The organism is Bradyrhizobium sp. MI1.10 (genome assembly GCF_055811035.1).
Genome location: NZ_JBVVPN010000024.1, coordinates 77,449 through 103,686 on the forward strand (window position 1 = coordinate 77,449; position 26,238 = coordinate 103,686).

Genomic DNA, 26,238 nt, shown 5'->3' on the forward strand with positions numbered 1-26,238 from the left:
TGGCAAGACCATGCAGACCATCCGCCGCTTCCTTGCCGACGAGTCCGGCGCCACCGCGATCGACTACGGCCTGATCGCCGCAGGCATCGCACTGGCGATCATCGCCGTCGTCAACAATCTCGGCGCAGAAGTTCACCTCGATCAGCAGCTCACTGAAGTAACGCGGGCACGCGCGCTAATTCACGGCATTCGTCTGTCCCGCGGAACGGCAATGGCCGCGCCGCGTTGGCAGCCATGTCCATTCGCTGCACCGTCGAGAACGCATTCTTCATCGCCTGGAGCTTCCTGGAGCAGAGCGGACAGCTCGGCTCTCCGGACGAGACGGCGAACGTCCTGCTCGACGCCATTGAGGCCCAGCTCAGGACCGGTGAACGCCGGCAACTGATGCTCGCCAACAGGGCGATCGATGCCTATCGCGCCCACGCGGAAAAAAGCCGGCCCGCGCACGATTGCGAAGCACGCTTCGGGTGACGAACGTCGGGTGATGAACATCCTGGCCGCCCTCGGGCCCGCCGGCCCGGCGGCGTTTGAGATATAGGCCGGCGGTCCGTCGGGCAGAGCGCACGGGCTGCGGCGCTCCGCGACGAGCACGCTACGCTGATCCGCGCTCCTGCTGTGTGCACTCCTGCACAGAGCTCGTAAAGTTGAAGGCCGCTGGGTTCGGCTGCGCCATTTGCCTCGCGTGCCATGCGCCGCGCCAGAATTTTCCGGAATTCCGTAAGCCGGAGGCCATCTTTTCAACGCTTGAAAAACGCCTTGTGTGCACTTTGGAACCGTCGGCTCCGTCACGGAAACGTAGGGTTCTGGCGGGCGCCGATTCCCGGCCAGAGCAAGACATGTGACCGGTCGGCCCCAGAACGATCTTCTCCAGCGGCTCAGCCGCACGGATTTCGAACTGTTCGCACCGCACCTCCAGCCGGTCGAACTCGAGGCGAACCACATCCTGTATCACGCCGGCGACGAGGTCGCGGCGGTCCATTTTCCCTGCCGCTCCACGCTCGTGTCGTTCGCCGTGCCAGTCGAGGACGATCGCGAGGTTGAAAGCCTGCTGGTCGGGCGCGAGGGCGCGGTGGGCATTGCCGCCGGCCGCAGCGCCTCGCTGGCCTATTCGCGCATCGTCGTGAAGCTGGGCGGGACCCTGATGCGGTTGCCGCACCGCGCGCTCGAGCAGGCCCAGCAGAGGTCGGCCACGCTCCACCAGGTCTTCTCGCGCTATGGCGACTGCCAGTTCGCACAGCTGCTCCAGATCGCGGCCTGCAATGCCGCGCATTCGATCGAGCAGCGCGCCGCCAAGTGGATCATCTCCGCGCAGGAGCACGTCGGCGGCCCCGAGATCCCCCTCACCCATGAGCAGCTTGCCGGCATGCTCGGCGTCTCCCGCAGCTATGCCAGCCGCGTCATCCAGATGTTCAAGGCGAGGCAGATCCTCGCGACACGCCGTGGCGCCATCCTGATCCTGGATGCGCCGGCGCTCGAAGCCAGAGCCTGCTCCTGCAACGACTGGGTGAAGAAGCACTTTGACGAGGTGATGGGACGCACGGCCGCGGACGGTTCGCTTTAGGTCTCACGCATGCGGCGGCGATTGGCGCTTCAAGTGCAGATAGGTCGGACTGAAGCCTCCGAGCCGCTGCAGTTCGCGCCATTTCAGGACGATCAGCTCGCCGTCGCGCATGTCCATGGTCCCGCTCCGCCTGAGCTCGGCGAGCGTCCGGTTCACCGTCGCGATCGCCATGCCCAGCGTCTCGCCGAGCTGCGCCAGGCTGATCGGCAGACGGCAGCGATTGCCGCGGACGAGCTGCGCGGCGCGGGCGCGGTAGAACAGCTCGCAGAACAGGTGCGCCATGCGCGCGTGCATCGGCCGGGCGCTATTGTTGGTGATGGCCTCGCGAAAGATAGCGGCATCGAGCAGCGTCTCGCGCCAGACCGACAGTGCGAAGGTCGGTCGTCGCCGAAAGGCAATGAACAATTCGCGATGCGGGATGAACGCCACCGAGGCAGGCCCGAGCGCACACAGCCCATGGTCCATCTGGTCGATGAACAGTCCCTGGGAGTCCGGCAGGTCTCCAGACAAATGGAACGCGAGATATTGCCGCCTGCCGCTGTCGAGCAGATGGTAGCGGGCGATCATGCCGGAGACGACCAGCGCCGAATGCTCGGGTTCGTCGCCCTGACGGATGAAATCCTCATTCGGCGCGAACTCGCGCTGCACAAAAGTCAGCCCGCGAATTTCGGCGACATCCTCCTGTGCAAGCGCGGTGTGCTCGCCGAGGTTCCGGATCAGCACGTCATGGGCTTTTTCCATGTGTCCCGTTCCATGCGTCCCGCCAAAAATCCTGCCGGTTCGATCAAATGATACATCTGGCCCGAATCCAGCGGACTAGAACGCGAGACGGAAGCACAGGTTGCTACCGGTTTGCGACGGTACAGGGTCGCAGCCCCACCATCCCTCGATCGCTGACTGCCCCCGCCCTTCGCATGAGCCCTACGACGATCCTGAAACGCATTCGCCACCTGTTCGCTACGGATTCGGGCGAGCACCTGGACAGTATCAGCGCTGCCTTCCTGCAAGGCAGGTTGAAGCAGCCGGCGCGGCCGATGTCGGATCAGGAGCTTGCGCACGCCATCCGCGAGTTCCAGGCGGTTCCCGTGTCCGATTGGACCATCGCAAAACTCTCCCAACGCCTGCTCGAACCGGCCGTGCCGCGTGACGACTGAAACCCCTCCTCCTCACCATGCCGCACCCGAAGTTCATCGCGCATCTCCAGGCGATTGAAGGCCTCTCAGAAGACGAACGCCGCCAGATCGCGGGTCTGCCGTCCACGCTGCGCCAGGTCTCCGACGGCGAGATCGTGCTGCGCCAGGGTGAAGATGCCTCCCGCTGCGTTTTCATCGTCAGCGGCTTCCTCTACCAGGCTCGCATCGTCGGCGATCGCAGCCAGATCCTCGCCTTCCACGTTCCCGGCGACATGCCGTGCCTGCACACGCTGCTGGTGTCGCCGATGGATGCGGACCTCGTCGGACTTGGACCCTCGATCGTCGGCTACGTCGCACACAGCCAACTCAAGCAGCTGCTCGACAGCTCCATTCACCTGACCCGCGCGTTCTGGCGCGAGACGCTGATCGATGCGGCGATCTCGCGGCAATGGATCGCGCGCCTCGGCGCACAGGCGGCGTTGCCGAAGGTGGCGCATCTGATCTGCGAACTCGCCGCAAGGCTGGAGGTCGTGGGCCTCGTCAAGAACGGCCGCTTCCAAATGCCGATGACGCAGCGGCATGTCGCCGATGCCTGCGGACTGTCGATCGTCCACGTCAATCGCACCATCCAGGAGCTGAGAGGGCGCCGATTGATTGCCTGGGAGGGAAGCGAGATCGAGCTGTTGCAACCCGACGAACTCCGCGCGCTCGCGGATTTCACGCCGGATTATCTGACCTGACCGAGACGGCCGGCGTTCCAACGAACGACACCTCGAACCGGCACAGCGAAAGCGATCCCCCGCGTCACGATCGCGATGGCTTTATCCGCCATGATTTGAGCAACGGGCCGCCGGCACCCAGCACGGGATCGGTCTTCGGCTTACGGACCTTGGCGATGCGTTTGCTGGCGTCAGGACGCTCTCGCGTGTCGGTGCACTCGTCATACGTCCCCTCCTGCGGATACGCTCCGACGACCAGGAAGTCCCGGCTGGACTCGATCAGCCGGTGTCCGGTCCCTGCGGGAAGAACCAGAACGTCTCCGGCCTTCACGCTCAGGATTCGCCCCTTGATCCCGCCGCACTCGATCCTAGCCGTGCCGCGTGCCACGCCCATCACTTCGTGGATCTGCGAATGGTAGTGGACAAAGTCATACACCGTATCGCGCCAGGAGCGGCCCCAGCCATGACTATCGAACAGCGTGTCGACGATGACCTCTGGAGCAAAACGCCGGGTCTTCAGGTTCACCGCGCCGCGATAGAGCAACACTGGAAAATGCGGGTTATTCGGCACGATGCCATCGTCCTGGAAGCGGATGGCTGTCGGCTTCCGAGCCCGCACGAGCGCCCGCAGCGTTGCCGCGTCGGGGTGATCCTCGACGAGCTTCTTGGCGAGATTTTTGATCTGGTCCTTGATCGGCATGGCGTCTCCTCAGCCGCAATTAAACGGCGGCCGAGGTGATAAGTTTCCCGAGGTGATCCGGTTGGACCGCGCTATCTCCTCGGCGTCACTTCCGGCGAAGACAAGCATTCCAGAAATCGTTCCGCGGCAGCTCTCTGGAATGCTCGCTGCGCTCGCACGGCCACCGCCTTACCCCGGTAGCCGACGTTGGCCGCGCAGGAGCGGAACGACGCGATGTGGCAGAAGCAGAAGAACGATCAGTTTCAATTTCGCCGATTGGGCGAGGCGTTTCGCTTACCTGCGAGCGGCTTCGCGACCTCTCGGGCGCACTCGACGAGCAGCCGCTGAGCAGGGTTTGGCGTTCTGCCCTTCAGCGCAATGATCCCGATCGGCCACATCTGAATAGGCATTTCGACGGGTAAGACCTTCATCGACAGCCGCTTCGCGCTGAAGTGCAACATCGATGCCGGAAGGAAACTCAGGAATCGTTCCGACGAAAGCAACGCCGACTGCATAAGGACCGAATACACGGTTACGCTGGCACGTGGCACCTCCAGCCCGGAGGCGTGAAATGCGTTGGCAATCCAGCCGCCCGGAAAGCTTTCGCGCGGCGGCAGGCACCAACGCTCGTTGACCAGCTCGTCGAGGCGGATCTTGCGCCGCCGCACCCACGGACTGTGCAAGCCTGCAACAACGACACCGCTTTCGTGCAACAGCACTTCAACATCGGTATCGGCAGCCGGCGTCGAGCTCGGCAGGCGCCCTATCATGAGGTCGATGTCGTGATTGCGCAGATGGCGATCCTGAAGCTCAGGCGGTTCGCCCTCGATGATGTGAAGCGCGAGCCTCGGATATTGCCGTGATAGCCGGTCGATGATGGCGGGCAGTAATCCGGCCATCACGGGCTCGGTGCTGCCAATGCGCAATTCACCCACCGCGGGATCAGCGAGCGATTGCAACTCGTCCACGCCGCTCCGTAAATCGTTGCACAAAGCAATGCCGCGCTTGAGCAAGGCCTTGCCATAAAGCGTGGGCTCAACGCCGAGCCGGCTGCGCTCCAGAAGCGGAAGGCCGATCGTTTGCTCCAGGTTCGCGAGCATCTTGGATATGACAGGCTGAGAAATGGCGAGGTGCTCGGCCGCCTTCGCCATGCTCCCGTATTCCACGACGGCGATAAACACGCTCAGCTGCCGCAGCTTGATCCGACGGCTGATTTGGGATGCATCGAGCATGCGACCCTTTCCGAAATGGAATAGAACTATTGAGAAATAGAACTTTTCTTATATAGGTCCGCGGGACAAGCTGCAATTCGCGTTACCCTCCACCGCCAAGGTTTGGAGCAGCCATGTCGACCATTTATCTTCCCCGTCGCACTTTCCTGCTGGGAAGCCTCGCCGGATTGTTGCTGCCCGGCAAGGTCGTCGCGCAACCTTATCCGTCCAATCTCATACGGATTGTCGTCCCTACCGGTGCGGGCACACCGCCCGACATTATCAGCCGCATGGTCGCGGACGGGCTCGCGGCCAATGAAGGCTGGCGGCTCGTGGTGGAAGATCGCCCGGGTGCGCTGCAGACCATTGCCATGAACGACGTGGCCGGCCGTCCGGCGGACGGCTATACACTGCTGACCATGAGCCTTCCGATGACGGTCACTCCGTCTCTGCTTCCGAAAGCGGAGGTACGGCCGGACGTGGATTTCGATCCGGTGATCAAGATATCGAAGTCCTACACTGTGCTCGTTACAACGCCTTCCTTGCCGGTCGGCTCGCTGTCCGATCTGGTGGCGCTGCTCAAGAGCAAGCCGGGGAAGCTCAACTTCTCTTCCGCCGGCTTCGGCACTCCCTCGCATCTGATCGGCGAAATGTTTGCATTGCAGGCCGGAGTGCACGCCACCCACGTGCCCTACCAGCAATTCTCCCAAGCAATCACCGATCTGATCAGCGGCAACGTCCAATACATGTTCGTCACCACGCTTCCGGTTATTGATCTCATCGCGACCGGCAAGTTGCGAGCGCTTGCCGTCACCGCCCCCACCAGGATTGCTGCCCTGGGGGACGTTCCCACTGTGATCGAGGCAGGCCTCCCCGATCTGGTGACAGCCGATTGGATCGGCTTTGCGGCCAAGCGTGGAACGGCTGCAGAAATAAAGTCGCAGCTTAACAAGGCAATTAACAAGGTACTTGTCGAACCGAAGATCCACGCTTCGCTCGATAAGATAGGAGCGGTAGCCGTGGGTGGCACCGCTGCAGAATTTGGTGAGGGAATCCAGACTGACATCGCCCACTGGGCCAAGGTCGTCAAGGATGCGGATATCAAGCTACCTTGATGAGCCAGACCACATCCAAAGCCCAGACGAGTGGCCGCGATGCAGCAGCATTGGCGATTACGCCCCCACAAATTGTCGGCCCGTTCTACCCGGTCTCGGAGCACCCCGATCTGGCAACCGATCTGGCGCGTCCAAGCGGCAGCACCGTTGAGGCGCTGGGTCAGCTCATCCATATCAGCGGACGCGTGCTCACGCGTTCGGGAGCGCCGGTGCCGCATGCACGCATTGACATCTGGCAAGCCAACGCGGCGGGGAAATATCGTCATCCAAGCGACAACAACCCGGCGCCGCTCGACCCCAATTTCAAAGGCTTCGCGCGTCTCACAACGGATGCGGCTGGGCGCTACAGCTTTCGTACGGTCAAACCCGGCCGCTATCCGACAGCAGAAGGCGACGTCAGGCCGCCGCACATTCACCTCGCCGTCGAGGGGCGGTTCGATCGCCTGGTAACCCAGCTGTATTTCGCTGGCGAAGGAGAAAATGTGACCGACCGCTGGCTCAATGCGGCTCCGCATCCGGAAAGGTTGATCATTGTTCTGCAAGATTCGCCATCACGCCTTGAGAGGCATGCGTTGGTCGCGAATTTTGACATTGTTCTTGCCAGCGGATGACAAGCTGTTTGAGGTGGCACCAAACCCGATTTGGGTCATTCGCCACTGGGCAGACGCGTCGGGCAAAACACCCCGTCAAGCCATCGGCGCAAAAACATTTCGCTTTTCCGAATTTCGGATTTGTGGCATACAGCCCGCATCCTGGCCCTGCCAAAGGGGCGTTCGCGACCGTCACGACATGCGGGCCGGGTGGCGGTGGACGCGGCAGCGACGGCGCGGGCGGCGTGATGACCGGGCGGGCAACCGTGAGTCCTCACGCGACGCGTACGACACGGCGCTGGAGAGCGGGCTTGTCGGTCATCGGGGGTGAGCACACGCAAGCCCTCGACGATTTCGGCGGGACCGTCCGCGGACGGAGAAGTCGTGTGGTCCTGACGCCCGGGGTCTGTGCGTCAAGCCTCGCGGTGATGTGGCGGCCCAACCGGGCGCGCGCATCAGCGATCGGCGGGGCGACGGGGGCAATAGTGCATCGCTCCCCGGGGAGAGCACGAAGGACACCGTTAAAACCATCCGCGCAGGGAAGGCCGCGCGATCGGCCACCCAATCGGTCCACCCCGTGTGCATTCCTGTAGCGCACGGACCAAACGGGTGCCGCCGGCGCCCGGCCTTCCCTGCGCCCTTTGGCTTCCATTGGGCGATGAACGGCAGCAAGGCTCGGGCAGAACCTGCCGCGGGAACGCGCGGCCATGGCCCCTCGCCTGCGAAATACGCAACGCGGCCTATCCGCGTCATGGCCGGGCTTGTCCCGGCCATCCACGCCTTGCCACGCGGCACGAAGAACGTGGATGGCCGGGACGAGCCCGGGCATGACGGACAGTACGCATGTGGCGCCGCTTTTCGCCGGCGCGCCGGACTGTTAGACTGGCGTCATTATTTTTGGGGAATTTTGATGCGCGCGAGGATTTTCAATCGCGTCCCGGGGCTGGCGACGCTGGTCGCAGCCCTGCTCGTCGTCGCCACGCAACCTGCATCGGCCGAGAAGCGCATCGCGCTCGTGGTCGGCAACTCCGCCTACAAGAACATCACGCCGCTCGACAATCCATCCAAGGACGCGAGCCTGATGGCGGACACGCTTGGCTTGCTCGGCTTCACGCTGGTCGGAGGCCGCGCCCAGCTCGATCTCGACAAGGGCGCTATGGATCTGGCGGTGCAGAGCTTTGGCCGGCAGGTGCAGGGCGCCGACGTCGCGCTGTTCTATTATGCCGGCCATGGCGTGCAGGTCTCGGGCGCCAACTATCTCGTGCCAGTCGGCGCGAACCCGACGCGCGAAGCCGACGTCGACTTCCAGATGACCGATGTCAACCTCGTGCTGCGCCAGATGCAGGGATCGGGCACCCGCCTCAACCTCGTGATCCTGGACGCCTGCCGCAACAACCCGTTCGGCTCGCGCGGCCTGCGCGCCTCCGATGGCGGTCTCGCGCAGATGCGCGCGCCCGAGGGCACGCTGATCTCCTACGCAACGCAACCCGGCAATGTCGCCCAGGACGGCAGCGACGGCCACAGCCCCTACACCAAGGCGTTGGCCGCGACGGTCCGGACCGCGGGCCTCGACGTGTTCCAGACCTTCAACCAGGTCGGCCTCGCGGTGAAGCGCGCCACCTCCGGCGCGCAGCAGCCCTGGGTGTCGTCCTCGCCGATCGACGGCACCTTCTATTTTGTAGCCCCGACGCAAACCGCCCCGCCGCAGGTCGCAGCGATGCAGCCTGATCCGTTGCCGGCGGATCGGCTGCGCGCCGATCCAGACCGCGTCCCCTTGCGCGATGCCGCCCTGCTGAGCGAGCTCAGCGAGCGGCTCTACGAGCTCAATTTCGATCCTGACAGCCCTGACGGAATGACCCGCGCGATCACAAAGCTCCAGCAGCGGATTTCCATGGCGCCGACGGGCGAAGCGACCGAAGGCCTGCTGCTGCGGATGCGCAAGATGGAGGACCTGAAACCATGGGGCTCGATCGTCTACGGGCCCGACGGCAGCAAATGGGGCATCTCCTGGAACCACGCCTCGCGGCGCGCGGCGGTGGCGGATGCGCGCGGCAATTGCGCCGGCGCCAAATGTCCGATCGAGCTGTCCTTCTATGGCAACCGCTGCGGCGCGTTCGCGATCTCCGACAAATCCTGGTCGCTGGTCCAGCGCGACAGCGTGCAGCGCGCGAAAGACGCCGCGCTTGACGAATGCGGCAAGGCTGGCAAAGCTTGCCGCATTATCGGTTCCGTCTGTGCCGACGGCTCCGGCCGTTGATACGATTTTTCATTTTGGATTTTTGCTCATGCGCAATGCCGTCATCCCTGCGATTGCCCTGGCCCTCTTCCTGTCCGTCACCGTCGCTCCACCGTCCGCCGTCGCGCAGTCCGGCAGCGCCGGCGGCTCGATCGGCAATGACGAGAAGTCGCTGTCCGGCTCGCGATCGGATCGTTCCGCCGAGCCGGCGCCCTCGGCGCGCCGCAGCAAGCCGGCCGAGGAGCCGCGCAGTTCCTCGCGACGCGGTGGTGGAGGTGGCGGGAGTTTCGACGGCGCCTGGATGGTCGTCAGCGTCGGCTGCGGCGGCACCACGTCCGGCGCGGTCGTGGTCTCCTCGGGCAAGGTCATAGGCCAAGGCGTCACGGGTACCGTCAGCGCGAGCGGCGCGGTCAGCACGTTCGGTCAAGGCGATGGCGTGACCTTCACCGGCTCCGGCCGCCTCGCTGCCCGCAGCGGTTCCGGATCCTTCCGTCGCTCCGACGGCTGCGGCGGAACCTGGACTTCGACCAAGCAGTAGCGCGAAAAAGTCTGATTTCGCGGGGGAACCAACGCCGCGCAGGCCCGATTCAGGTCACATCCTCTCCGGATTTGCGGCTCATTGCCACCCAAGTCTTTGACGAGAAAGGGAAGGTAACGAGTTGCGTCATGCGTAATCGGGAGACCAGGATGGGCAACCGCACCGCGAAATTCTTATCGGCCCTTGTGGGCAGCATCATTGCCGGTGCGCCATTGGCCGCCGTGTCGCAGAATGCATCGACGCCACCGAGCACGGCAAATGCCGCGAACGACTGCCTTGGCTCGCCAAAGGGCGCCGCCCCGCAGGGCCAGCATTGGCATTATCGCCTTGAGCGCGCGACCAAGCGGCAGTGCTGGTATCTGCGCGCCGAAGGCGGCAAGGCCACTCAAACCGCACAGGCTGCGCCCGATACGACTACAGCGGATTCAGCCCTGCCGCAGCAGCACTCCGTCCAGGACGCGCGCGCCGAATATCTGACGCCGCAGAGCATCGCCGCTGTTAAGACGCCTGTACAGGCCGGACCGGCGCCGACGCAGCAAGCTGCGAACCCCTCCGCTGACGCCAACGCACAGCAGCCCGCCGTCGCCGGGCGCTGGCCCGACGCCTCCACGGCGTCCGCCGCGCCCACAGAGCAGCCGTCGCCTGCACCTGTCGCGGTCGCCGCGCAGCCGACCGCGAAGCCGGCGAAGTCCCCTGCTCCGATGGCTCTGGCTGCGGCAGACAGCACCACCGACAAGCAGACCGGCTCGCTCCAGATGCTGCTGCTGGTGATCGGAGGCGCGCTGGCGTTTGCCGGCATCCTCGCCAGCGTCATCTACCGCTTCGCCGGTGGACGTATCCGCGTCCAGGCCGGCGACCAGCGCCGCGTCAACTGGGACAATTTTGAGCCGCACGATCACGACGATGGCCGTGCACCCTGGCTCAAAGCAGCGCCGGCCGGCACGCCGCACGCTCGGCAGCCGCGCCCGGTGGATTTCGATGCCCTGCGTCCGCAGACAGTCCAGCTCAAGACCGCGCAGCTCGCCGCGATCGATCGCGAGATTGATGTGATCGACAAGCGCGTCCCGCAAGCGCACCAAGATGCCGCAGAGCTCGACGATGCCGATGTCTTCAACGGAGAATTCCAGATCGAGGCCGCACCGCAGCTCGCGGCCAACGACGTCGATGACGAAGAGCCGGCCGATCGCGATGACGATGCGGGAGTCGAGGACGGCATCGACATCGACGTGATCACGACGATGCTGGAACGGCTCGCGAAGGACGGGCCGAGGCTGACGGAATCAGCTATTTCTCAAGCTGGTTCCGCAGCGCCCGAACGAAGCCTTCAAGACCGACCTGACGTTCGCGCTTAAGCTGCTCGGCCCGGAGGATGGACCGCACAGCTTCGAAGGCGATACCAATGTTGTCATTGACCACGATGTAATCGTAGGCGTCGAAATGGCTCATTTCGTCGCCTGCTTTTTTCATACGGCCGCGGATGACCTCATCCGAATCTTGTGCGCGCGTATGCAGCCGCTGCTCGAGGGCGGCAACCGAAGGCGGCAAAATGAATACGCTGACGACATCCTTGCCCGAGCCATCGCGAAGCTGCTGTGTCCCTTGCCAATCTATGTCGAACAACACGTCATTCCCCGACGCAAGCGCCGCCTCGACTGGAGCACGCGGCGTACCGTAACGGTTCCCGAACACGTGGGCCCATTCCAGTAGCTCGCCTTTCTCCACCATCGTCTCGAAGCGTTTCTGATCGACGAAGAAATAATCCTTCCCGTCGACTTCGCCCGGCCGCATCGGCCGCGTTGTCGCCGAAATCGACATCTGGAGACTTGGCGTCTCTGCAATCAACATGCGCGACAGCGTCGTCTTGCCCGCGCCCGACGGCGAGGACAGCACGAACATCAATCCGCGCCGCTCGACACCATCAGTTACGTGACCGCCAATCGTCATCGATCACTCCAGATTCTGGACCTGCTCGCGGAACTGCTCGACCACGTTCTTCATGGCGAGCCCCGTATTGGTGAGCTCGATGTCGTTCGACTTCGAGCAACAGGTGTTGACCTCGCGGTGAAACTCCTGCGCCAGGAAGTCGAGCTTGCGCCCGACCGGGCCGCCCTTGCCGATCAGCTCGCGCGCCTGCGCGATGTGCGAGGCGATGCGGTCGAGCTCCTCGCGGATGTCGGCCCTGGTCGCAATCAGGATCGCTTCCTGCATCAGGCGGTCGGAATCGAAACGGTCGGAGGTGTCGAGCAGGCTCGCGATCTGCTCGGCGAGCCTGGCCTTGATCGCCTCGGGCTTGCGACCGGGCGCAGCCTCGGCCTTCTTCGCCAGCTGCTCGACCTCGTCCACGCGCTGGATCAGGATCTGCCCGAGCGAGGTGCCCTCACGCTTGCGCATCTCGACGAGTTCGGCGAGCGCCTTGTCGAAGGCATCCGCGGCGGCGGCGCGCGCGGCCTTGTCCTCTTCCTCGTCGCCCTCGGGCTCGGCGACCTCAATGACACCCTTGATGGCCAAAAGCCCGTCGACGCTCGGCGCGACCGCATCGACCTTGCCGGCGATCACGGCGGCGGCCTTGAGGACGGCGTTGAGCACGTCCTCGTTGACGCGGACGCTGGCGGCCGCATTGGCGCGCTTCACGGTCAGATTGGCGTAGACGGTGCCTCGCGAGAGCAGCTCGGCGGCGCGCTTCTTGGCATGAGCCTCGAGCTCGTCGAACCCCTGCGGCAGCCGTACCCTGAGATCAAAGCCCTTGGCGTTGACCGACTTTAATTCCCATTCGAACGTATACGGCCCACTCGCGCCGTGGCTTCGGGCAAAGCCGGTCATGGACGACAACGCCATCAGGTCAATTTCTCCAGAAGCACGGGATTCGCGCGGCCATCAAGCCACGCGAATCTTAAGACTATTTTGCAGGAAAATGTAATCCGCAAAGTCCCGCGGGGCAGGTCTGCGCGCAGCCTAGCGCTGGACCACCGGGGGCGAGGGCTGCACCGCGCCTTGGCGGGCCGGCGGCGGACCCGCGGGGCGAGCGGCCGGCGGCTTTTTCTGCTGGTTGGGCCGCGCCGGCGTGGTCGCCGTCGGCGTATCGGCGGCACCGGGCGCGGCGGCGGCCGGCGGCTGCGCGTCCTCGGCCGGCTCGACCGTGTCGTTCTGGATCTGCTTTTCCATCGCGCGCAGCTTGGCTACATTCTTCTGGTGCGCGTCGTAGGTCTCGGTGAAGGAATGCCCGCCGGTGCCGTCTGCGACGAAATAGAGGTCGCGGGTGCGGGCCGGGTTGGCGGCAGCCTCGAGCGAAGCGCGGCCGGGGTTCGAGATCGGGCCCGGCGGCAGGCCCTCGATCACATAGGTGTTGTAGGGCGAAGGCTGCGTGATCTCGCTGCGCTTGATCGGACGGCCGAGCGTGCCCTTGCCGCCGACGAGGCCATAGATGATCGTGGGATCGGACTGCAGCTTGATCCTCTGCTTCAGGCGATTGACGAACACCGCGGCGACGCGGCTGCGCTCGTCCGGCTTGCCGGTCTCTTTCTCGACGATCGAGGCCAGCGTCACCAATTGCTCCGGACTCTTGACCGGAATGTCCTGACTGCGGCGCTCCCAGATCTCGGTCAGTACGCGCTTGTGCGCCTGCTGCATGCGCTGGATCACCTGATCGCGCGGGGTGCCACGCGGGAACTTGTAGGTCTCGGGCAGCAGCGTGCCCTCGCGCGGCAGCTCACGCACGCTGCCGGTGAAGATATCGTTGTCGGACAGGCGCGCCACGATCTGCTCGGAGGTCAGGCCCTCCGGGATTGTCACGGCATGCTGTACCACCTTGCCCTCGACCATGGTGGCAATGACGTCGCGCAAGGATGCGTTCTTCTGGAACGAGTATTCACCGGGCTTGAGGTCCGAGCTCGCCTTTAGCGCAGCGACGCTGGCAATGAACGCCCACGGATTGACGTCGGTCACGCCTTCCCGGTTCAGCGTCTCGGCGATGTCGCGCTTGCCGGCGCGCTGCGGGATGTTGACGATCTTGTCTTCCTTCAGCGGTCCCGGCGCCTCGAGCACCTGCCGGCCGTAATAGTACACGCCGCCCGCGCCGATCATCGCAATCAGCAGCAGGGTGATGATGGCGTTGCCGACGATCACGAACGGATTGCGCGCGCGGTCCGATCGCCTCGGCGGCGGCGGGACCTGCTCGGGCTCGAGCGCTGCCCGCGGACTCCGGGGCGAAATGGGCGGCCTTTCACTCATCGAAGCAACCTGAATCCTGCCGGTTCAATCGCGACCTGACAATCGCTTGCCGAGCCAAATGCACGCGCCCGCTTCCATGACTATCGCCGAATACGGCAAAACGGTGGATTCGTCGCAACGACAAACTAATGGACCAGACGCCGGAAGATGACCGATGCGTTGGTACCGCCAAAACCAAAAGAATTCGACAACGCGACGTTGACCTCGCGCTTCTTCGCCTGATGCGGCACGAGATCGATCGCAGTTTCGACCGACGGATTGTCCAGGTTGATGGTCGGCGGCACGACATTATCGCGAATCGCGAGAATGGCGAAGATCGCCTCGATCGCGCCGGCCGCGCCCAAGAGGTGACCGGTCGACGACTTGGTCGAAGACATCGCGACCTTCGAAGCGGCATTGCCGAGCAGGCGTTCAACCGCACCGAGCTCGATCTCGTCACCGAGCGGTGTCGAGGTGCCGTGCGCGTTGATGTAGTCGAGATCGGACGCGGTGAGGCCGGCGCGCTTGAGCGCCGCCGCCATGCTGCGGAAGCCGCCGTCGCCGTCGGGTGACGGCGAGGTGATGTGGTAGGCATCGCCCGAGAGACCGTAGCCGATCACCTCGGCATAGATCTTCGCGCTGCGGCGCTTGGCATGTTCGAGCTCTTCAAGGACGAGGACGCCGGCGCCCTCGCCCATCACGAAGCCGTCCCGGTCCTTGTCGTAGGGACGCGAGGCCTTCTCAGGCGTTTCGTTGAAGGCTGTCGAGAGCGCACGCGCGGCGTTGAAGCCGGCAATGCCGATGCGGCCGATCGGCGATTCCGCGCCGCCGGCAACCATGACGTCGGCATCGCCGAGCGCGATCAGGCGGGCGGCATCGCCGACCGCGTGAGCACCCGTCGAGCAGGCCGTGACCACCGAATGGTTCGGCCCCTTCAGTCCGTGCTTGATCGAGACATAGCCGGAGGCGAGATTGATTAGGCGCCCCGGAATGAAGAACGGCGAGACCCGGCGCGGCCCGCGTTCCTTCAGCAGGACCGCGGTCTCGGCGATGCCGTTGAGGCCGCCGATGCCGGATCCGATCATCGTGCCGGTAGCGCATTTGTCCTCTTCGGTCTCGGGGTGCCAGTTGGCATCGTCGAGTGCCTGGCCGGCCGCGGCCATGCCGAAGATGATGAAGTCGTCGACCTTGCGCTGGTCCTTCGGCTCCATCCAGATGTCGGGATTGAAAGTGTCGTTGGTGCCGTCGCCGCGCACGACCGTGCAGCCGATCTTGGTCTGAAGATCGGAGACATCGAAGCTCTCGATCCTGCGTGCGCCGCTTTGGCCGTCGAGGATGCGTTTCCAGGTCGGCTCGACACCGCAGCCGAGTGGCGAAACCATGCCAAGACCCGTGACGACAACCCGTCTCATATCCGAAAACTCCGCATCGAAATATTCACGGCCAATAACAAGAAACCGGCTGACCGCTGTTGGGCGGTCCGTCCGGTTTCAATGTTGTCCCCGCGAAAATGAAGAGCCTTAGCTCTTCGCGTTCTTCTCGAGAAACTTGGTGGCATCGCCGACGGTAAGAATCGTTTCCGCGGCATCGTCCGGAATCTCGCAACCGAATTCCTCTTCGAACGCCATCACCAGCTCGACGGTGTCCAGACTGTCGGCGCCGAGGTCGTCGATGAAGCTCGCAGCATCGACAACCTTCTCGGGTTCAACACCAAGGTGTTCGACCACGATCTTCTTAACCCGCTCGCCAATCTCACTCATTGCATAACCTCGTGTTGTTCCCTGTAGACCCGACCCCCCGGGACGATACGAGCCGTCGTGGTCGTTGACTGCCTTCGCTTACGAACTTTGATTTGGCCCCATCCTAACCGATGCAGGCCCGGCGAATGACGGCCAAGGCTCCGCATCGCCAATATACAGGGTTTCAAAAACCTGCAATGGCGTTCTTTGCCCATCCGTTGAAGGTCCGGTTATCATACTTCAATTGCGTTGACTACAAGCCTCATTTCGCTCCGGAAACGGCCGTTTGCCGCATTCGGCTGCCCAAGGGGGCGGTGCGGCATGAGGCGTCAGATCATGGCCATGCCGCCGTTGACGTGGATGGTTTGGCCGGTGACATAGGCCGCTTCGTTCGAACTCAGGTAGACGGCGGCCGCCGCGATGTCCTCTGGCGTCCCCAGGCGATTGGCCGGAACCTTGGTCAGAATCGTTTCGCGCTGCTTGTCGTTGAGCGCATCGGTCATCGGTGTCTTGATGAAGCCGGGAGCGATGCAGTTTGCGGTGACGCCGCGCTTGGCGTATTCGGCACCCAGCGTCTTGATCATGCCGATCAGGCCCGCCTTCGATGCGGTATAATTGCCCTGCCCCGGGTTACCGGTGACGCCGACCACCGAGGTGATGGCGATGATGCGGCCGAAGCGCTTGCGCATCATCAATTTGGTGGCGGCGCGGGCAAGCCGGAAGGTCGAGGTCAAATTGATGTTGATGACCTCCTCCCAGTCCTCGTCACGGAGCTGCACGAAGAGATTGTCGCGCGTGATGCCGGCATTGGCGACGAGGATGTCGACCTGTCCCATCGCCGCTTCCGCAGCGGGCACCAGCGCCTCGACCTCGTCGGCCTTGGAGAGATTGCAGGGCAGCACATGGGTGCGCTCGCCGAGCTTGCCGGCAAGCTCATCCAGCACTTCCTTGCGCGTCCCCGATATCGCGACGGTGGCGCCCTGCGCGTGAAGCGCTTGTGCGATCGCGCCGCCGATGCCGCCGGTTGCGCCGGTGACGAGCGCCTTTTTGCCAGTCAGATCGAACATCGATAACTCCTCCAAGGCACGATCCGGGAAAATGCGCAGCGATTTTCCGAAAGGATCGTGCGTCAACTAAAGAACTCGCGCGCGACGACGAATCATCGCGCCTCAGGCCTGCTTCGCAGCGGCCAATGCATCTTTGGCGGCAGCAATGTCGTTGGGACCGCCGACCGCAACGCCGACGGCGCCGTCCGCAATACGCTTGACGAGGCCGGTCAGCACCTTGCCGGCACCGATCTCGAAGAAACGGGTAACGCCCTGCCCCGCCATATAGGCAACCGACTCGCGCCAGCGCACGGTGCCGGTGACCTGCTCGACCAGGCGGCGGCGGATCTCGTCGGGATCGGTGATCGCGCCCGCCAGCACGTTCGACACCAACGGGGCCGCCGGCGCCTTGATCGTGACCTTGGCCAGCGCCTCCGCCATCGCGTCGGCAGCCGGCTGCATCAGCTTGCAATGGAACGGGGCGGACACCGGCAGCAACATCGCGCGCTTGGCGCCCTTGGTTTTGGCGATCTCGACGGCGCGGTCGACCGCGGCCTTGTCGCCGGAGACGACCACTTGCCCGCCGCCATTGTCGTTGGCGGCCTGGCAGACCTGCCCCTGAGCGGCTTCGTCCGCCACCGCCAAGGCGGCCTCGTAGTCGAGGCCGAGCAGAGCGGCCATCGCACCGACGCCCACCGGCACGGCTTTTTGCATTGCAAGACCGCGGATGCGAAGCAGCCGCGCGGTGTCGGAAATCGTCAGGCTGCCGGCCGCGGCCAGCGCCGAATATTCCCCGAGCGAGTGGCCGGCGACGAAGGCCGCATCCCGCCCCACAGAAAACCCGGCTTCGGTCTCCAGCACGCGCAGGGTGGCGACAGACACCGCCATCAGGGCCGGCTGGGCGTTTTGGGTGAGCTGGAGGGTTTCGGCCGGACCATCCCAGATGGTCGCCGTCAGCTTCTCCCCCAGCGCGGCATCGACCTCGTCGAACACGGCGCGCGCCGCCGGAAAGGCATCCGCCAGGGCCTTGCCCATGCCGACCGCCTGGGAACCCTGCCCCGGAAATGTGAATGCTGCCGTCATCGGCGCTCCCTGCTTGTCGGACGTGATCCCTGCGAGAACCGGCAGCCGATGACGCACGGCCTTAGGCCATGGTTCCGGATCATGCTCCAAAGGGGGCCGTAGACACTGTCCGGGGCCGGAATGTCAAGCCAAGATAGGAACTTCGATCAGCACTCACCTAGCAGCCTTCGACTGGAGAGACGGGTCCCTAGAATCCGCCGGCCGTCTGGTTGGCGTCGACCTCGGACCCCGCCTGCGCGCGGCGCGCGCTGTTGACCAATTGCCCCGGCCGGTCATCGCGGTTCGGCTTCGCGGTCGCAAGCCGCAGCACGGCTGCGTAACTCGGTTGCACCTCCATGCGGCCCGCATGCCGGCTCTCGCTCAGCAGGCGGTGCACCTTGGGCAGATTGTAGCAGGGCACGTAGAACAGGAGATGATGTTCGAGGTGGTAGTTCACGTAATACGGCGCGATGAACAGACGTTCGAGGACATTGGCGTAGGTGGTGCGGGTATTGCGCAAGGGATCGCTGCTGTCAGGCACGACAGCGTGCTCGGCGATGTTGCGGATGCGGGTGATGACCATCATCCAGGTCAGGAGCGGCACCAGCCATAGCAGCGGATAGGCCCACCACACGCCGGCGGCCGTGAGCGCGGCGAACATCGCGCCATTGACCAGACATTGCGGGCCGAGCTTCTCCCAAAAATGCGCCGCGCGCTGCCGCAACGGCCAGTCCTTCGGCCCCAGCGCATTGAGCAACTGCGCCTTGCGCTGCTGGTAGCCGGTCTGCCCGGTGAGATCGCGAATGAACTTGCGGCGATAGCTGAGCTTCGTGATCGGAAACGGCGCCGACAGCACGAGATCGGGATCATTCTCCTGCTGCGTGCGCGCATGATGCTGAAGGTGATAGCGCCGGTAGCTGCGCGTCTCCGCAAACAGAGGATAGGCACAGAACCACTGGCTCAAGGTCAGATTGGTTTTCTCGTCGGCGGACAGGCAGCCATGCGCGCCGTCATGCATGAGGATCGCGAGCCCGAGCTGGCGCGAGCCGATGATGGCGACCGCGACAATATAGGTGATCGGATTGGGCCACCACGCGACCAAGGCGATTGCGGCGAGGATGAGCGCCCAGGCGTGCGCGATCAGCGCGACGCCTTTCCAGGTCACGCGCCGGCGCACGTCGGCAAGTTGATCGTCGGTCAGGAAATCGCGGGCACGCATGCGGAGCGCAGTCATGGCCTAACTCTCCTCATTCGAATTGCTCGATGCGTCGCGCGCGTCGACGAGGCGCAAGCGCGCAGCGTCATGATTGGATTTCGCTTGCTCGCCCAGCACGCGCAGCATCTCGGCGCACAGCGCCTCGGGCGAACGGCCCATGGCGTAGCCTTCGAGGATGATTCCGATGGCGACGGCCCAGAACCGCCGCGAGCTCTCATCGGGCGCGCGCAGGGAGCGCCAGCCGTGCCGCGCGACCTGGCTCGCATAGGCCCGCGCACCTTCACTGTGCAGGCGCTCGATGGTGCGCTCGACCAGCGGCGCGAGATCCTGGCGCCGCCGCGTCAGCGTCAGCGCCTCGGCGAAGAAGGCGACCGAATCGCTAGCTGTGACGGTCTCGGCCAGCGCGTGGGTATAATCCTGCGGCGTGCGCGCCTTCAGCGCCGCCTGCTCGGTCGCCCGCGCCAGGTACAGCAGTTCGCGGCAGGCGCATTCGACGAACAGCGCCTCTTTGGTACGGAAATAATAGGTGATCTGGCTCGGGAATGCGTTCGCAGCGGCTGCGATGTCGGTGATCGCCGTACCCGACAGCCCCCGCTCCCGAAACAGCGGGCTCGCGGCATCCAGCAGCAGCGAGCGCATTTTGCGGCCGGCCGACCGCGTGGCGCGGGCGGCGTGCTTGGGGTCGCCTGCCGCCTCTAGCGGCTCATGGGCCGGCTTTTCTGCCATTGGGGTTCGCTCCCTTTAGACTTATTTGTATGACATACAAACAAATAAATCAAGCCGGTATGGTGGTCCGCGGTGGTTCCAGCCGCCCGCATCGGGACCATCCGCGCCGAAACCGCCGCCTGCAACCTTGCCAAGCCAGCCGAAATCCGTATAACGCGCCCATCCGCAGACCCCGGCCGGGAGCTGAACGGACGGTCTCAGCAAATCATTCGTGATTTTGGTGTGGCAGGGCCAGTCGGCCCGTCGTCCCGTGTTTCCGCCTTCTGAGCTTAATCCCAGAGTCCTTTCCGAAGGCCTCTTAAGGGCTTGACGCCGGGCGATGCGCCAACATGAGGAAAGGACTTCCATGGCTCTCTATGAGCATGTTTTTCTCGCGCGCCAAGACGCGAGCACGCAGCAGGTCGAAGAGCTGACTGCGCAGATGACCGGCATCGTCGAAGGTCTCGGCGGCAAGGTCACCAAGACTGAGAATTGGGGCGTACGCTCCCTCACCTACCGCATGAACAAGAACCGCAAGGCGCATTTCGTGCTGCTCAACATCGACGCGCCGTCCGCGGCGATCGCCGAGATCGAGCGCCAGGAGCGCATCAGCGAAGACGTGATCCGCTATCTCAGCGTTCGCGTCGAGGAGCTCGAGGAAGGCCCGTCCGCGATGATGCGCAAGGCCGATCGTGACCGCGAGCGTGACGACCGTGGCGGCGGCTTCCGTGGCGATCGCGAAGGCGGTGGCTTCCGTGGCGACCGCGAGGGTGGTTTCCGTGGTGGCGATCGTGAAGGTGGCGGCTTCCGCGGTGACCGCGGTCCGCGCCGTCCGCGCGAAGACGTTGAAACCACCACCACCACCACGACGGATGGGGAGTAAGAACAATGGCTGAAGCTGGTGCACGCCGCCCGTTTTTCCGTCGCCGCAAGAGCTGCCCGTTCACGGGCGCGAATGCTCCGAAGATCGACTACAAGGACTCCAAGCTGCTGATGCGCTACGTCTCCGAGCGCGGCAAGATCGTGCCGAGCCGCATCACCGCGGTGTCCGCGAAGAAGCAGCGTGAGCTTGCCCGCGCCATCAAGCGCGCGCGGTTCCTGGGCCTGCTGCCCTACGTCATTCGCTAAGACGAATACGGCCGGCGACGACATCGCCGCCGGCCGTACGACCTAGTTTCTCATAAGGCTTCCGGATCGTCCGGTCGCCGATGGTTGGGGCGAGATGCCTCTAACCGCTCGAAGGGAGCGGGACAGCTGATGATGGCCTTTGGACTGATAGCCCTGATCGCCGGCGCTGCGTCGGCCCTGATGTTCGCCTCGATCGCTTCGGGCGCGCTGATCTCGCTCGTCCTGTTCTATCTCGCACCGCTGCCGCTGATGGTCGCTTCGATCGGCTGGGGACCGCTTTGCGCGAGCCTCGGCGGCATCGCCGCCGCGGTTGGCCTCGGCGCCCTGTTCGGCCTGCCCTACTGCATCGCCTTTGCCCTCACCGTCGCATTGCCGGCCTGGTGGCTCGGCCATCTCGTCCTGCTCAGCCGGCAGGTCGGACCCGCCGCGCCGGAGGCCGCCACTGAGCCAGCGCTCGAGTGGTATCCGGTCGGCCGCATCCTGCTGTGGATCGCAGGCTTCGCCACACTGACCACGATCGCCGCCCTGCTCACGATCGGCACAGACGCCGAGACCATCACGGGCACGCTGCGCCGTGGCCTGATGCGCCTCCTCCGAGCCGCCGACCCGCAGAGCTCCGGCGAGACCGACCAATTCGTCGGCGCACTGGTGCGGATCTTGCCGGCCGGCGCCACCATCGTCGCGATGATGACGCTGACCCTCAACCTCTGGCTCAGCACCAAGGTGACGGCGACGTCCGGCCGGCTGCGGCGCCCCTGGCCGGACCTGATGACGGCGGAGCTGCCGCCGATGACGCTCGTGGCGCTCTGCATCGCGCTCGCCTTCTGCTTCACCGGCGGACTGCTTGCGATCGTGGCGCAGATCGCGACGGCGGCGCTAATGATGGGATACGCACTGACCGGCTTTGCCGTGTTGCATACGCTGACGCTGGCGCTGAAGAGCCGCACCTTCTGGCTCGGCTCGACCTACGCCGTCGTGGTCGTGTTCGGATGGCCAGTCATCGCGATGGTGATCCTCGGCCTCGCCGATGCCGTGTTCGGCCTCCGCGAACGCTTCCTTCGTACGCGCCAGCCGCCGCCGCTGCCGACCTTTTGAGTTCAAGCCCGACAGTTCAAGTTCGAAATTCCAACTCACTCAACACATCAAAGGAGAACGAATATGGAAGTCATTTTGCTGGAACGCGTCAACAAGCTCGGTCACATGGGCGAAGTCGTGAAGGTTCGCGACGGCTATGCCCGCAATTTCCTGCTCAAGCGCGGCAAGGCGCTGCGCGCCACCGCCGACAACCGTGCCAAGTACGACGGCATGAAGGCCGAGCTCGAGGCTCGCAACCTTGAGTCCAAGGGCGAGGCGTCCAAGGTCGCCGAGAAGATCCAGGGCAAGAACATCATCGTGATCCGTCAGGCTTCGGAAGCCGGCCAACTGTTCGGCTCGGTCAACGTGCGCGACATCGTCGTGGCGTTCGAAGCCGACGGCGTTTCACTGTCCCGCCCGCAGGTTCAGCTCGACGCGCCGATCAAGACCATCGGCAAGCACACCATCACGGTCGCCATCCACCCCGAGGTCGAGATCGAGATCAGTGTCACCGTGGCGCGCAGCCAGGACGAGGCCGAGCGCATCAACCGCGGCGAGGACATCTCGAGCCGTAACGAAGACCGGGATGCTGCGGCCGAAGCGATCGCAGCCGCCGGCGAGTTCTTCGACCCCGAAGCCCAGCAGGACGACGCCGAGCCGGCACCGGCTGCTGAAGAGACCGAGAAGTAAGCCTCGCGCTCGTTCGCGCAGGCTTTCGAAGCCCGGTCGCCTCAGGCGGCCGGGCTTTTCATTGTGGCAGCAACGTCCTCGCTCAGCTCGCGATCGACGTGAGCGCCATTGCCGTGTGCTTCTCGACGCCGTCGCTGACGTAGAAAACGCCGGCGGCGACCACGGAGACCTGACGCCCCGGCTTGATCACCCTCGCCCGGCAGATCAGTTTCTTGCGGACCGCGGGCGACAACAGATTGAGCTTGTATTCGGCCGTCAGCGCCGGCTGGCCGCGCGAGATCGCTGCTGCGATCAATCGTGTTGCGGTCAAGACGACGAAGGCCGCCCGAGCGCGCGGCCTTCACATGGCTAAAAATGTGGTCGCCTATCGCGAAATCGGCGGCGTCGGCGGACCGAACGATTCGGCTGGCGCCGGTGGCGCCGCAGCGGTCGCGGGCGCCGGCTCCTGCGACTTCGCTGGCGGTTCGGACCTCGCGGCGGGCTTGGGAGCAGCCTCTTCTGCCGCCTTGGGCGCAGCTGGCTCGGCGGGCTTCTCGGCGGACGGTGCTGCCGGCGTCACCTGCGGCACCGGGTCGGGCCGCAACGCCGGAGCTTCGCTGCCGCGCGGCTCCACCTTGGCGCTTTCCGGCTTGGCCTCGGCGGGCTTCTCGGACGGCTTGCTGCCTTCGGGTTTGCTGCCTTCGGATTTAGCCTCGCCGGAATCCACCTTCGCAGTCTCGGGCTTTGTCTCGGGCTTGGACTCGACGTTCGGCTCGCTCTTCTTGTCGTCTGCTGTCGGCGCCGCGGCATCGACCTTCGGCGCCTCATCACTTCCCGGCTTGCCGCGCTTGCCGAGACGCTTCGCCTTGCGCCCTTCGGGTGCAGCCTGGCCCTCGGGCTTCGCGCCGTCCTTCGTTCCTTCTTCGGCCGGCCGCGCAGCGCGCTTCTGACGCGCGCCCTCGGCCGCGGGAGCGGCACCCTCGCCTTCCGGCTTGGCGGATTCCTGGGAACGCTGCCGGCGGCCCTGATGTTCAGGGGACTGCGCGGGATTGGTAGCGGCTTCCTTGTCCTTGGCGCCGTCCTTCTTGTCCTTGCCGTCCTTGGCCTGGTAGCGGGTGTCGGTGGCTCCGTTGGAGACCAGGTAAGAGGCAAGCACGCCGGCCATGTCGGGGCTGGTCGTGTAATGCTGACGCAGGAAGCCCGGCAAGGAGCCCGGCGCCACCGTCTTCAACAGGCCGCGCGGGCTCTTGTGACATGCATTGCAGGTCTGCGCGAAAAGCTGGGATGGGGCCTTGCCGGCCTCGAGGTTCGTCGCCTGCGCGAGAACGGTGTCGGTCGCGCCGAAGCCGATCAGAAGCAAGACCATCGCGAGGCTGAGCGCTCGGCTCGACATTCCCATCATCTCCATTGAATTCCGAGAGGTGCAGCCGGCAGGCGGCGCCGCAGCGGGTCACCTTTTATCCGATTGAGCCGCGAATGGAAGCAGGCTCCGCGCGCAAGGATGTGATTAAGCGGTTTTGGAATATCCGCTTTGAGCACAGCGCAATAGCGGGCCCGGGACACCTCCCTAGATCTAGATGCAAACGCATAGGAACCGCTGAGATGCCCGGACGTAGGGTGTAAAGGCCGGGTTAGTCGCATCTCTTCGGGTTCGCTCGAGAGGATGGGTGCCGATGGATCGATTGTTGCGTCAATTCCTGTCTCAATTCATCCGCCGCGGCTCGATGACGGTGACCACGGCGAAGGACTCGAAGTTCACCGTCGGCGATGGCTCGGGCAAACCGGTCGCAGTCCGCTTCGTCACCGCGGACGCAGAGCGGAAGATCCTCGTCAATCCCGAGCTCGGGCTTGGCGAGGCCTACATGGACGGCGAGTTCGTCGTCGAGCACGGCACCATAGCTGATGCCCTCGCGATCCTGCTCGATCAACCCGACCTATTGCCGCACTGGGCAAAACCCTGGTGGCACCTGCGCTATCTGGTGCGGCACCTGAAGCAGTTCAATCCGCGCCCGCGCTCCCGCAGCAACGTCGCACACCATTACGATCTCGATGCGAGGCTCTATTCGCTCTTCCTCGACGCCGACAAGCAATATAGCTGCGCCTATTTCGAGACGCCGGAGAGCACGCTCGACGATGCGCAGCTCGCCAAGAAACGGCACATCGCCGCAAAGCTGCTCGTCAGGGACGGCCAGCGCGTCCTCGACATCGGCTCGGGCTGGGGCGGACTTGGGCTCTATCTCGCCGAGATCGCAGGTGCTGACGTCACCGGCGTCACGTTGTCGACCGAGCAGTTGCAGATCGCCAATGCGCGCGCAGCCGAAAAGGGCCTGACCAGATCGGCCAAATTCCTGCTTCAGGACTATCGCGACATCGCCGGCCCGTTCGACCGCATCGTCTCGGTCGGCATGTTGGAGCATGTCGGCGCCCGCTTCTACGACACCTACTTCCGGCGCTGCGCCGAGTTGCTGGACAAGGACGGCGTCATGCTGCTGCACTCGATCGGCCGTTCGCAGGGCCCGGATTCCACCAATCCCTGGATCGCCAAATACATCTTTCCCGGCGGCTACATCCCCGCCCTCTCGGAGGTGCTGCCGGCGATCGAGCGGGCAGGCCTGCTGGTCTGCGACATCGAGATTCTGCGTCTGCATTACGCCGAAACGCTGAAGGCATGGCGCGAGCGCTTCATGGCGCGGCGCGAAGAAGCCGTGCAGCTGTATGACGAGCGCTTCGCGCTGATGTGGGAATTCTATCTGGCAGCCAGCGAGATGACGTTCCGCAAGCAGCATATGATGAACTTCCAGATTCAACTCACCCGGCGTCAAGGCGTCGTGCCGACGACACGCAACTACATCGCGCGTGAAGAAGCCCGGCTGCGGGCCGTCGAAGCCGGTGCCACGCCGAGGCTGAAGCTGGCTGGTGAATAAGTCCTAGTGGCGCAGGGTCGAAATCGGTGCGGACCGGTAAGAGGCCGTTAAGGCCAATTGCATCCGCAGTGCCTTCAGGATTTCGGGGGCGACCGGTTCCCGACGGACTTCCGGCCGCTCAGCGTGCTCCATGGCGGCGATCAGCCCCGACAGCCAAAGTCGGCTGCCTGCTTCGCTTCGCCAATTCCGGGGCTGCCGTTCTGGCCGCATCGCTTGCCTCGTTCCCTGGTGGCAGATCGGGAGACAACCCCCCGCCCGCTAACCTGTTCCGGCTGTACCCCCGAAAGAATCCGGGGAGATGTGATCTGCTTCACATAAGTCTCGTCGGCCCTGGCTTAGACCGTCGCCATGAGCGACGAGACCAAAACCTCATTCGACGTGCAGGACGACCTCCGCACCGATTACGCCCTGATTGCTACCGGCGTCGGGGCGGCTCTGGTTGCGCTGGTCTACCTCCTGCTGGTCTGAACCGAGCCGAAAGCGCCCAGCGTGCGTCATCCGCGCGCGTCTCGATATGTCGGCCCGCCCACCCATCAGGTTCACTTCATCCGGCGTTTTCCGCGGCACGGTAGCGGCCGCTTTAGGCGGCGACCTGGTTCCACGAAAATCCGTCAAGCGCGGCGCGTGGTGCGGCGGGCAATCATCCACCATTTTAATGATCGGTTGATAGCGGCCAGCTTTCGCTTC

The 26,238-nt window shown here is 64.4% G+C and carries 27 protein-coding genes and 2 pseudogenes; 15 read left to right on the plus strand and 14 right to left on the minus strand.

What is annotated here, in order from left to right; all coding sequences use genetic code 11:
• Positions 1-10 precede the first annotated feature (10 nt).
• The 3 genes and pseudogenes from AC0L3K_RS24560 to AC0L3K_RS24570 all read left to right on the plus strand — a co-directional run bounded on the left by AC0L3K_RS24560 (position 11) and on the right by AC0L3K_RS24570 (position 1,561).
• Positions 11-161, plus strand: a pseudogene (locus tag AC0L3K_RS24560) (Flp family type IVb pilin).
• Positions 162-234: 73 nt separating this feature from the next.
• Positions 235-471: a hypothetical protein gene (locus tag AC0L3K_RS24565; protein ID WP_007591977.1), complete on the plus strand. Its 237-nt coding sequence runs from the start codon at positions 235-237 to the stop codon at positions 469-471.
• Between the two features lie 367 nt (positions 472-838).
• The gene (locus tag AC0L3K_RS24570; protein WP_007591979.1) at positions 839-1,561 is read left to right on the plus strand and encodes a Crp/Fnr family transcriptional regulator; all 723 of its coding nucleotides are present in this window, start codon (positions 839-841) and stop codon (positions 1,559-1,561) included.
• 3 nt (positions 1,562-1,564) lie between these two features.
• On the opposite strand, the gene AC0L3K_RS24575 is transcribed toward AC0L3K_RS24570, so the two are convergent.
• Positions 1,565-2,302: a Crp/Fnr family transcriptional regulator gene (locus AC0L3K_RS24575; RefSeq protein ID WP_007591982.1), complete on the minus strand. Its 738-nt coding sequence runs from the start codon at positions 2,300-2,302 to the stop codon at positions 1,565-1,567.
• Between the two features lie 173 nt (positions 2,303-2,475).
• Here AC0L3K_RS24575 and AC0L3K_RS24580 point away from each other — a divergent pair, with 173 nt between their 5' ends.
• On the plus strand, positions 2,476-2,715 hold the full coding sequence (locus tag AC0L3K_RS24580) for a hypothetical protein (protein ID WP_007591988.1): 240 nt from the start codon (positions 2,476-2,478) through the stop codon (positions 2,713-2,715).
• Positions 2,716-2,732: 17 nt separating this feature from the next.
• Positions 2,733-3,434, plus strand: coding sequence for a Crp/Fnr family transcriptional regulator (locus tag AC0L3K_RS24585; RefSeq protein ID WP_007591990.1), 702 nt, complete (start codon positions 2,733-2,735; stop codon positions 3,432-3,434).
• Between the two features lie 64 nt (positions 3,435-3,498).
• Here the strand turns inward: AC0L3K_RS24585 and AC0L3K_RS24590 are convergent, their stop codons facing one another.
• Positions 3,499-4,113: a cupin gene (locus AC0L3K_RS24590; protein WP_219683186.1), complete on the minus strand. Its 615-nt coding sequence runs from the start codon at positions 4,111-4,113 to the stop codon at positions 3,499-3,501.
• A 242-nt stretch (positions 4,114-4,355) separates the two neighbouring features.
• Complete coding sequence (locus AC0L3K_RS24595; RefSeq protein ID WP_007591994.1) at positions 4,356-5,324, minus strand: LysR family transcriptional regulator; 969 nt, start codon at positions 5,322-5,324, stop codon at positions 4,356-4,358.
• A 113-nt stretch (positions 5,325-5,437) separates the two neighbouring features.
• Here AC0L3K_RS24595 and AC0L3K_RS24600 point away from each other — a divergent pair, with 113 nt between their 5' ends.
• From AC0L3K_RS24600 to AC0L3K_RS24620, 5 genes are all read left to right on the plus strand, one after another.
• Positions 5,438-6,418, plus strand: coding sequence for a Bug family tripartite tricarboxylate transporter substrate binding protein (locus tag AC0L3K_RS24600; RefSeq protein WP_007591995.1), 981 nt, complete (start codon positions 5,438-5,440; stop codon positions 6,416-6,418).
• On the plus strand, positions 6,418-7,029 hold the full coding sequence (locus AC0L3K_RS24605; RefSeq protein ID WP_007591996.1) for a dioxygenase family protein: 612 nt from the start codon (positions 6,418-6,420) through the stop codon (positions 7,027-7,029). Before AC0L3K_RS24600 ends, AC0L3K_RS24605 begins: the two co-directional genes overlap by 1 nt.
• A gap of 889 nt (positions 7,030-7,918) precedes the next feature.
• On the plus strand, positions 7,919-9,265 hold the full coding sequence (locus AC0L3K_RS24610; RefSeq protein WP_007591998.1) for a caspase family protein: 1,347 nt from the start codon (positions 7,919-7,921) through the stop codon (positions 9,263-9,265).
• A 28-nt stretch (positions 9,266-9,293) separates the two neighbouring features.
• A complete protein-coding gene (locus AC0L3K_RS24615) occupies positions 9,294-9,782 on the plus strand; it encodes a hypothetical protein (protein WP_007591999.1) in 489 nt (162 codons plus the stop codon).
• Positions 9,783-9,931: 149 nt separating this feature from the next.
• Positions 9,932-11,134 carry a hypothetical protein gene (locus AC0L3K_RS24620; RefSeq protein WP_473367047.1) on the plus strand — a complete coding sequence of 401 codons (1,203 nt, stop codon included), beginning with the start codon at positions 9,932-9,934 and terminating at the stop codon, positions 11,132-11,134.
• Here the strand turns inward: AC0L3K_RS24620 and gmk are convergent.
• From gmk to AC0L3K_RS24665, 9 genes are all read right to left on the minus strand, one after another.
• Complete coding sequence (gmk, locus tag AC0L3K_RS24625) at positions 11,067-11,726, minus strand: guanylate kinase (RefSeq protein WP_473367048.1); 660 nt, start codon at positions 11,724-11,726, stop codon at positions 11,067-11,069. The genes AC0L3K_RS24620 and gmk overlap by 68 nt on opposite strands.
• Before the next feature lie 3 nt (positions 11,727-11,729).
• Positions 11,730-12,617 (minus strand): YicC/YloC family endoribonuclease, encoded by an 888-nt coding sequence (locus tag AC0L3K_RS24630; RefSeq protein ID WP_247499525.1) that lies wholly within the window; start codon positions 12,615-12,617, stop codon positions 11,730-11,732.
• A 117-nt stretch (positions 12,618-12,734) separates the two neighbouring features.
• Positions 12,735-14,009, minus strand: a complete 1,275-nt coding sequence (gene mltG, locus AC0L3K_RS24635) for an endolytic transglycosylase MltG (RefSeq protein WP_007592003.1) — start codon at positions 14,007-14,009, stop codon at positions 12,735-12,737.
• Between the two features lie 125 nt (positions 14,010-14,134).
• A complete protein-coding gene (gene fabF, locus AC0L3K_RS24640; protein ID WP_473367049.1) occupies positions 14,135-15,400 on the minus strand; it encodes a beta-ketoacyl-ACP synthase II in 1,266 nt (421 codons plus the stop codon).
• Positions 15,401-15,508: 108 nt separating this feature from the next.
• Positions 15,509-15,748, minus strand: coding sequence for an acyl carrier protein (locus AC0L3K_RS24645; RefSeq protein ID WP_006020277.1), 240 nt, complete (start codon positions 15,746-15,748; stop codon positions 15,509-15,511).
• 308 nt (positions 15,749-16,056) lie between these two features.
• Positions 16,057-16,794, minus strand: a complete 738-nt coding sequence (gene fabG / locus AC0L3K_RS24650; protein WP_007592006.1) for a 3-oxoacyl-[acyl-carrier-protein] reductase — start codon at positions 16,792-16,794, stop codon at positions 16,057-16,059.
• Positions 16,795-16,896: 102 nt separating this feature from the next.
• Complete coding sequence (fabD, locus tag AC0L3K_RS24655) at positions 16,897-17,856, minus strand: ACP S-malonyltransferase (protein ID WP_473367050.1); 960 nt, start codon at positions 17,854-17,856, stop codon at positions 16,897-16,899.
• A 187-nt stretch (positions 17,857-18,043) separates the two neighbouring features.
• Positions 18,044-19,069, minus strand: coding sequence for a fatty acid desaturase family protein (locus AC0L3K_RS24660; RefSeq protein ID WP_473367051.1), 1,026 nt, complete (start codon positions 19,067-19,069; stop codon positions 18,044-18,046).
• 3 nt (positions 19,070-19,072) lie between these two features.
• Complete coding sequence (locus AC0L3K_RS24665) at positions 19,073-19,777, minus strand: TetR/AcrR family transcriptional regulator C-terminal domain-containing protein (RefSeq protein WP_354163518.1); 705 nt, start codon at positions 19,775-19,777, stop codon at positions 19,073-19,075.
• A 346-nt stretch (positions 19,778-20,123) separates the two neighbouring features.
• On the opposite strand from AC0L3K_RS24665, the gene rpsF reads away from it, so the two are divergent.
• The 4 genes from rpsF to rplI all read left to right on the plus strand — a co-directional run bounded on the left by rpsF (position 20,124) and on the right by rplI (position 22,648).
• Positions 20,124-20,639 (plus strand): 30S ribosomal protein S6, encoded by a 516-nt coding sequence (gene rpsF / locus AC0L3K_RS24670; protein ID WP_007592015.1) that lies wholly within the window; start codon positions 20,124-20,126, stop codon positions 20,637-20,639.
• 5 nt (positions 20,640-20,644) lie between these two features.
• Positions 20,645-20,884, plus strand: a complete 240-nt coding sequence (rpsR, locus tag AC0L3K_RS24675) for a 30S ribosomal protein S18 (RefSeq protein WP_007592020.1) — start codon at positions 20,645-20,647, stop codon at positions 20,882-20,884.
• 129 nt (positions 20,885-21,013) lie between these two features.
• On the plus strand, positions 21,014-21,979 hold the full coding sequence (locus tag AC0L3K_RS24680; RefSeq protein ID WP_473367052.1) for a hypothetical protein: 966 nt from the start codon (positions 21,014-21,016) through the stop codon (positions 21,977-21,979).
• Between the two features lie 63 nt (positions 21,980-22,042).
• Positions 22,043-22,648, plus strand: a complete 606-nt coding sequence (rplI, locus tag AC0L3K_RS24685; protein ID WP_007592024.1) for a 50S ribosomal protein L9 — start codon at positions 22,043-22,045, stop codon at positions 22,646-22,648.
• 41 nt (positions 22,649-22,689) lie between these two features.
• Here the strand turns inward: rplI and AC0L3K_RS24690 are convergent.
• Both AC0L3K_RS24690 and AC0L3K_RS24695 read right to left on the minus strand, forming a co-directional pair.
• Positions 22,690-22,970 (minus strand): annotated as a pseudogene (locus AC0L3K_RS24690) (hotdog domain-containing protein); the annotation flags it as partial.
• A 42-nt stretch (positions 22,971-23,012) separates the two neighbouring features.
• A complete protein-coding gene (locus AC0L3K_RS24695; RefSeq protein WP_473367053.1) occupies positions 23,013-24,020 on the minus strand; it encodes a hypothetical protein in 1,008 nt (335 codons plus the stop codon).
• Positions 24,021-24,300: 280 nt separating this feature from the next.
• Between AC0L3K_RS24695 and AC0L3K_RS24700 the strand changes: the two genes are divergently transcribed.
• Positions 24,301-25,551: a class I SAM-dependent methyltransferase gene (locus tag AC0L3K_RS24700; RefSeq protein ID WP_473367054.1), complete on the plus strand. Its 1,251-nt coding sequence runs from the start codon at positions 24,301-24,303 to the stop codon at positions 25,549-25,551.
• The last annotated feature ends 687 nt before the right edge of the window (positions 25,552-26,238 follow it).

Bases quoted from the DNA above. Each gene is read 5' to 3' on its own strand.
- AC0L3K_RS24590 (WP_219683186.1), bottom strand. From the start codon at position 4,113: ATGCCGATCAAGGACCAGATCAAAAATCTCGCCAAGAAGCTCGTCGAG.
- rpsF (WP_007592015.1), top strand. From the start codon at position 20,124: ATGGCTCTCTATGAGCATGTTTTTCTCGCGCGCCAAGACGCGAGCACG.
- AC0L3K_RS24615 (WP_007591999.1), top strand. From the start codon at position 9,294: ATGCGCAATGCCGTCATCCCTGCGATTGCCCTGGCCCTCTTCCTGTCC.
- AC0L3K_RS24610 (WP_007591998.1), top strand. From the start codon at position 7,919: ATGCGCGCGAGGATTTTCAATCGCGTCCCGGGGCTGGCGACGCTGGTC.
- fabF (WP_473367049.1), bottom strand. From the start codon at position 15,400: ATGAGACGGGTTGTCGTCACGGGTCTTGGCATGGTTTCGCCACTCGGC.
- rpsR (WP_007592020.1), top strand. From the start codon at position 20,645: ATGGCTGAAGCTGGTGCACGCCGCCCGTTTTTCCGTCGCCGCAAGAGC.
- fabG (WP_007592006.1), bottom strand. From the start codon at position 16,794: ATGTTCGATCTGACTGGCAAAAAGGCGCTCGTCACCGGCGCAACCGGC.
- fabD (WP_473367050.1), bottom strand. From the start codon at position 17,856: ATGACGGCAGCATTCACATTTCCGGGGCAGGGTTCCCAGGCGGTCGGC.
- AC0L3K_RS24575 (WP_007591982.1), bottom strand. From the start codon at position 2,302: ATGGAAAAAGCCCATGACGTGCTGATCCGGAACCTCGGCGAGCACACC.
- AC0L3K_RS24645 (WP_006020277.1), bottom strand. From the start codon at position 15,748: ATGAGTGAGATTGGCGAGCGGGTTAAGAAGATCGTGGTCGAACACCTT.
- AC0L3K_RS24665 (WP_354163518.1), bottom strand. From the start codon at position 19,777: ATGGCAGAAAAGCCGGCCCATGAGCCGCTAGAGGCGGCAGGCGACCCC.
- AC0L3K_RS24695 (WP_473367053.1), bottom strand. From the start codon at position 24,020: ATGTCGAGCCGAGCGCTCAGCCTCGCGATGGTCTTGCTTCTGATCGGC.
- AC0L3K_RS24620 (WP_473367047.1), top strand. From the start codon at position 9,932: ATGGGCAACCGCACCGCGAAATTCTTATCGGCCCTTGTGGGCAGCATC.
- AC0L3K_RS24565 (WP_007591977.1), top strand. From the start codon at position 235: ATGTCCATTCGCTGCACCGTCGAGAACGCATTCTTCATCGCCTGGAGC.
- AC0L3K_RS24680 (WP_473367052.1), top strand. From the start codon at position 21,014: ATGATGGCCTTTGGACTGATAGCCCTGATCGCCGGCGCTGCGTCGGCC.
- mltG (WP_007592003.1), bottom strand. From the start codon at position 14,009: ATGAGTGAAAGGCCGCCCATTTCGCCCCGGAGTCCGCGGGCAGCGCTC.
- gmk (WP_473367048.1), bottom strand. From the start codon at position 11,726: ATGACGATTGGCGGTCACGTAACTGATGGTGTCGAGCGGCGCGGATTG.
- AC0L3K_RS24630 (WP_247499525.1), bottom strand. From the start codon at position 12,617: ATGGCGTTGTCGTCCATGACCGGCTTTGCCCGAAGCCACGGCGCGAGT.
- rplI (WP_007592024.1), top strand. From the start codon at position 22,043: ATGGAAGTCATTTTGCTGGAACGCGTCAACAAGCTCGGTCACATGGGC.
- AC0L3K_RS24600 (WP_007591995.1), top strand. From the start codon at position 5,438: ATGTCGACCATTTATCTTCCCCGTCGCACTTTCCTGCTGGGAAGCCTC.
- AC0L3K_RS24585 (WP_007591990.1), top strand. From the start codon at position 2,733: ATGCCGCACCCGAAGTTCATCGCGCATCTCCAGGCGATTGAAGGCCTC.
- AC0L3K_RS24660 (WP_473367051.1), bottom strand. From the start codon at position 19,069: ATGACTGCGCTCCGCATGCGTGCCCGCGATTTCCTGACCGACGATCAA.
- AC0L3K_RS24595 (WP_007591994.1), bottom strand. From the start codon at position 5,324: ATGCTCGATGCATCCCAAATCAGCCGTCGGATCAAGCTGCGGCAGCTG.
- AC0L3K_RS24580 (WP_007591988.1), top strand. From the start codon at position 2,476: ATGAGCCCTACGACGATCCTGAAACGCATTCGCCACCTGTTCGCTACG.
- AC0L3K_RS24700 (WP_473367054.1), top strand. From the start codon at position 24,301: ATGGATCGATTGTTGCGTCAATTCCTGTCTCAATTCATCCGCCGCGGC.
- AC0L3K_RS24605 (WP_007591996.1), top strand. From the start codon at position 6,418: ATGAGCCAGACCACATCCAAAGCCCAGACGAGTGGCCGCGATGCAGCA.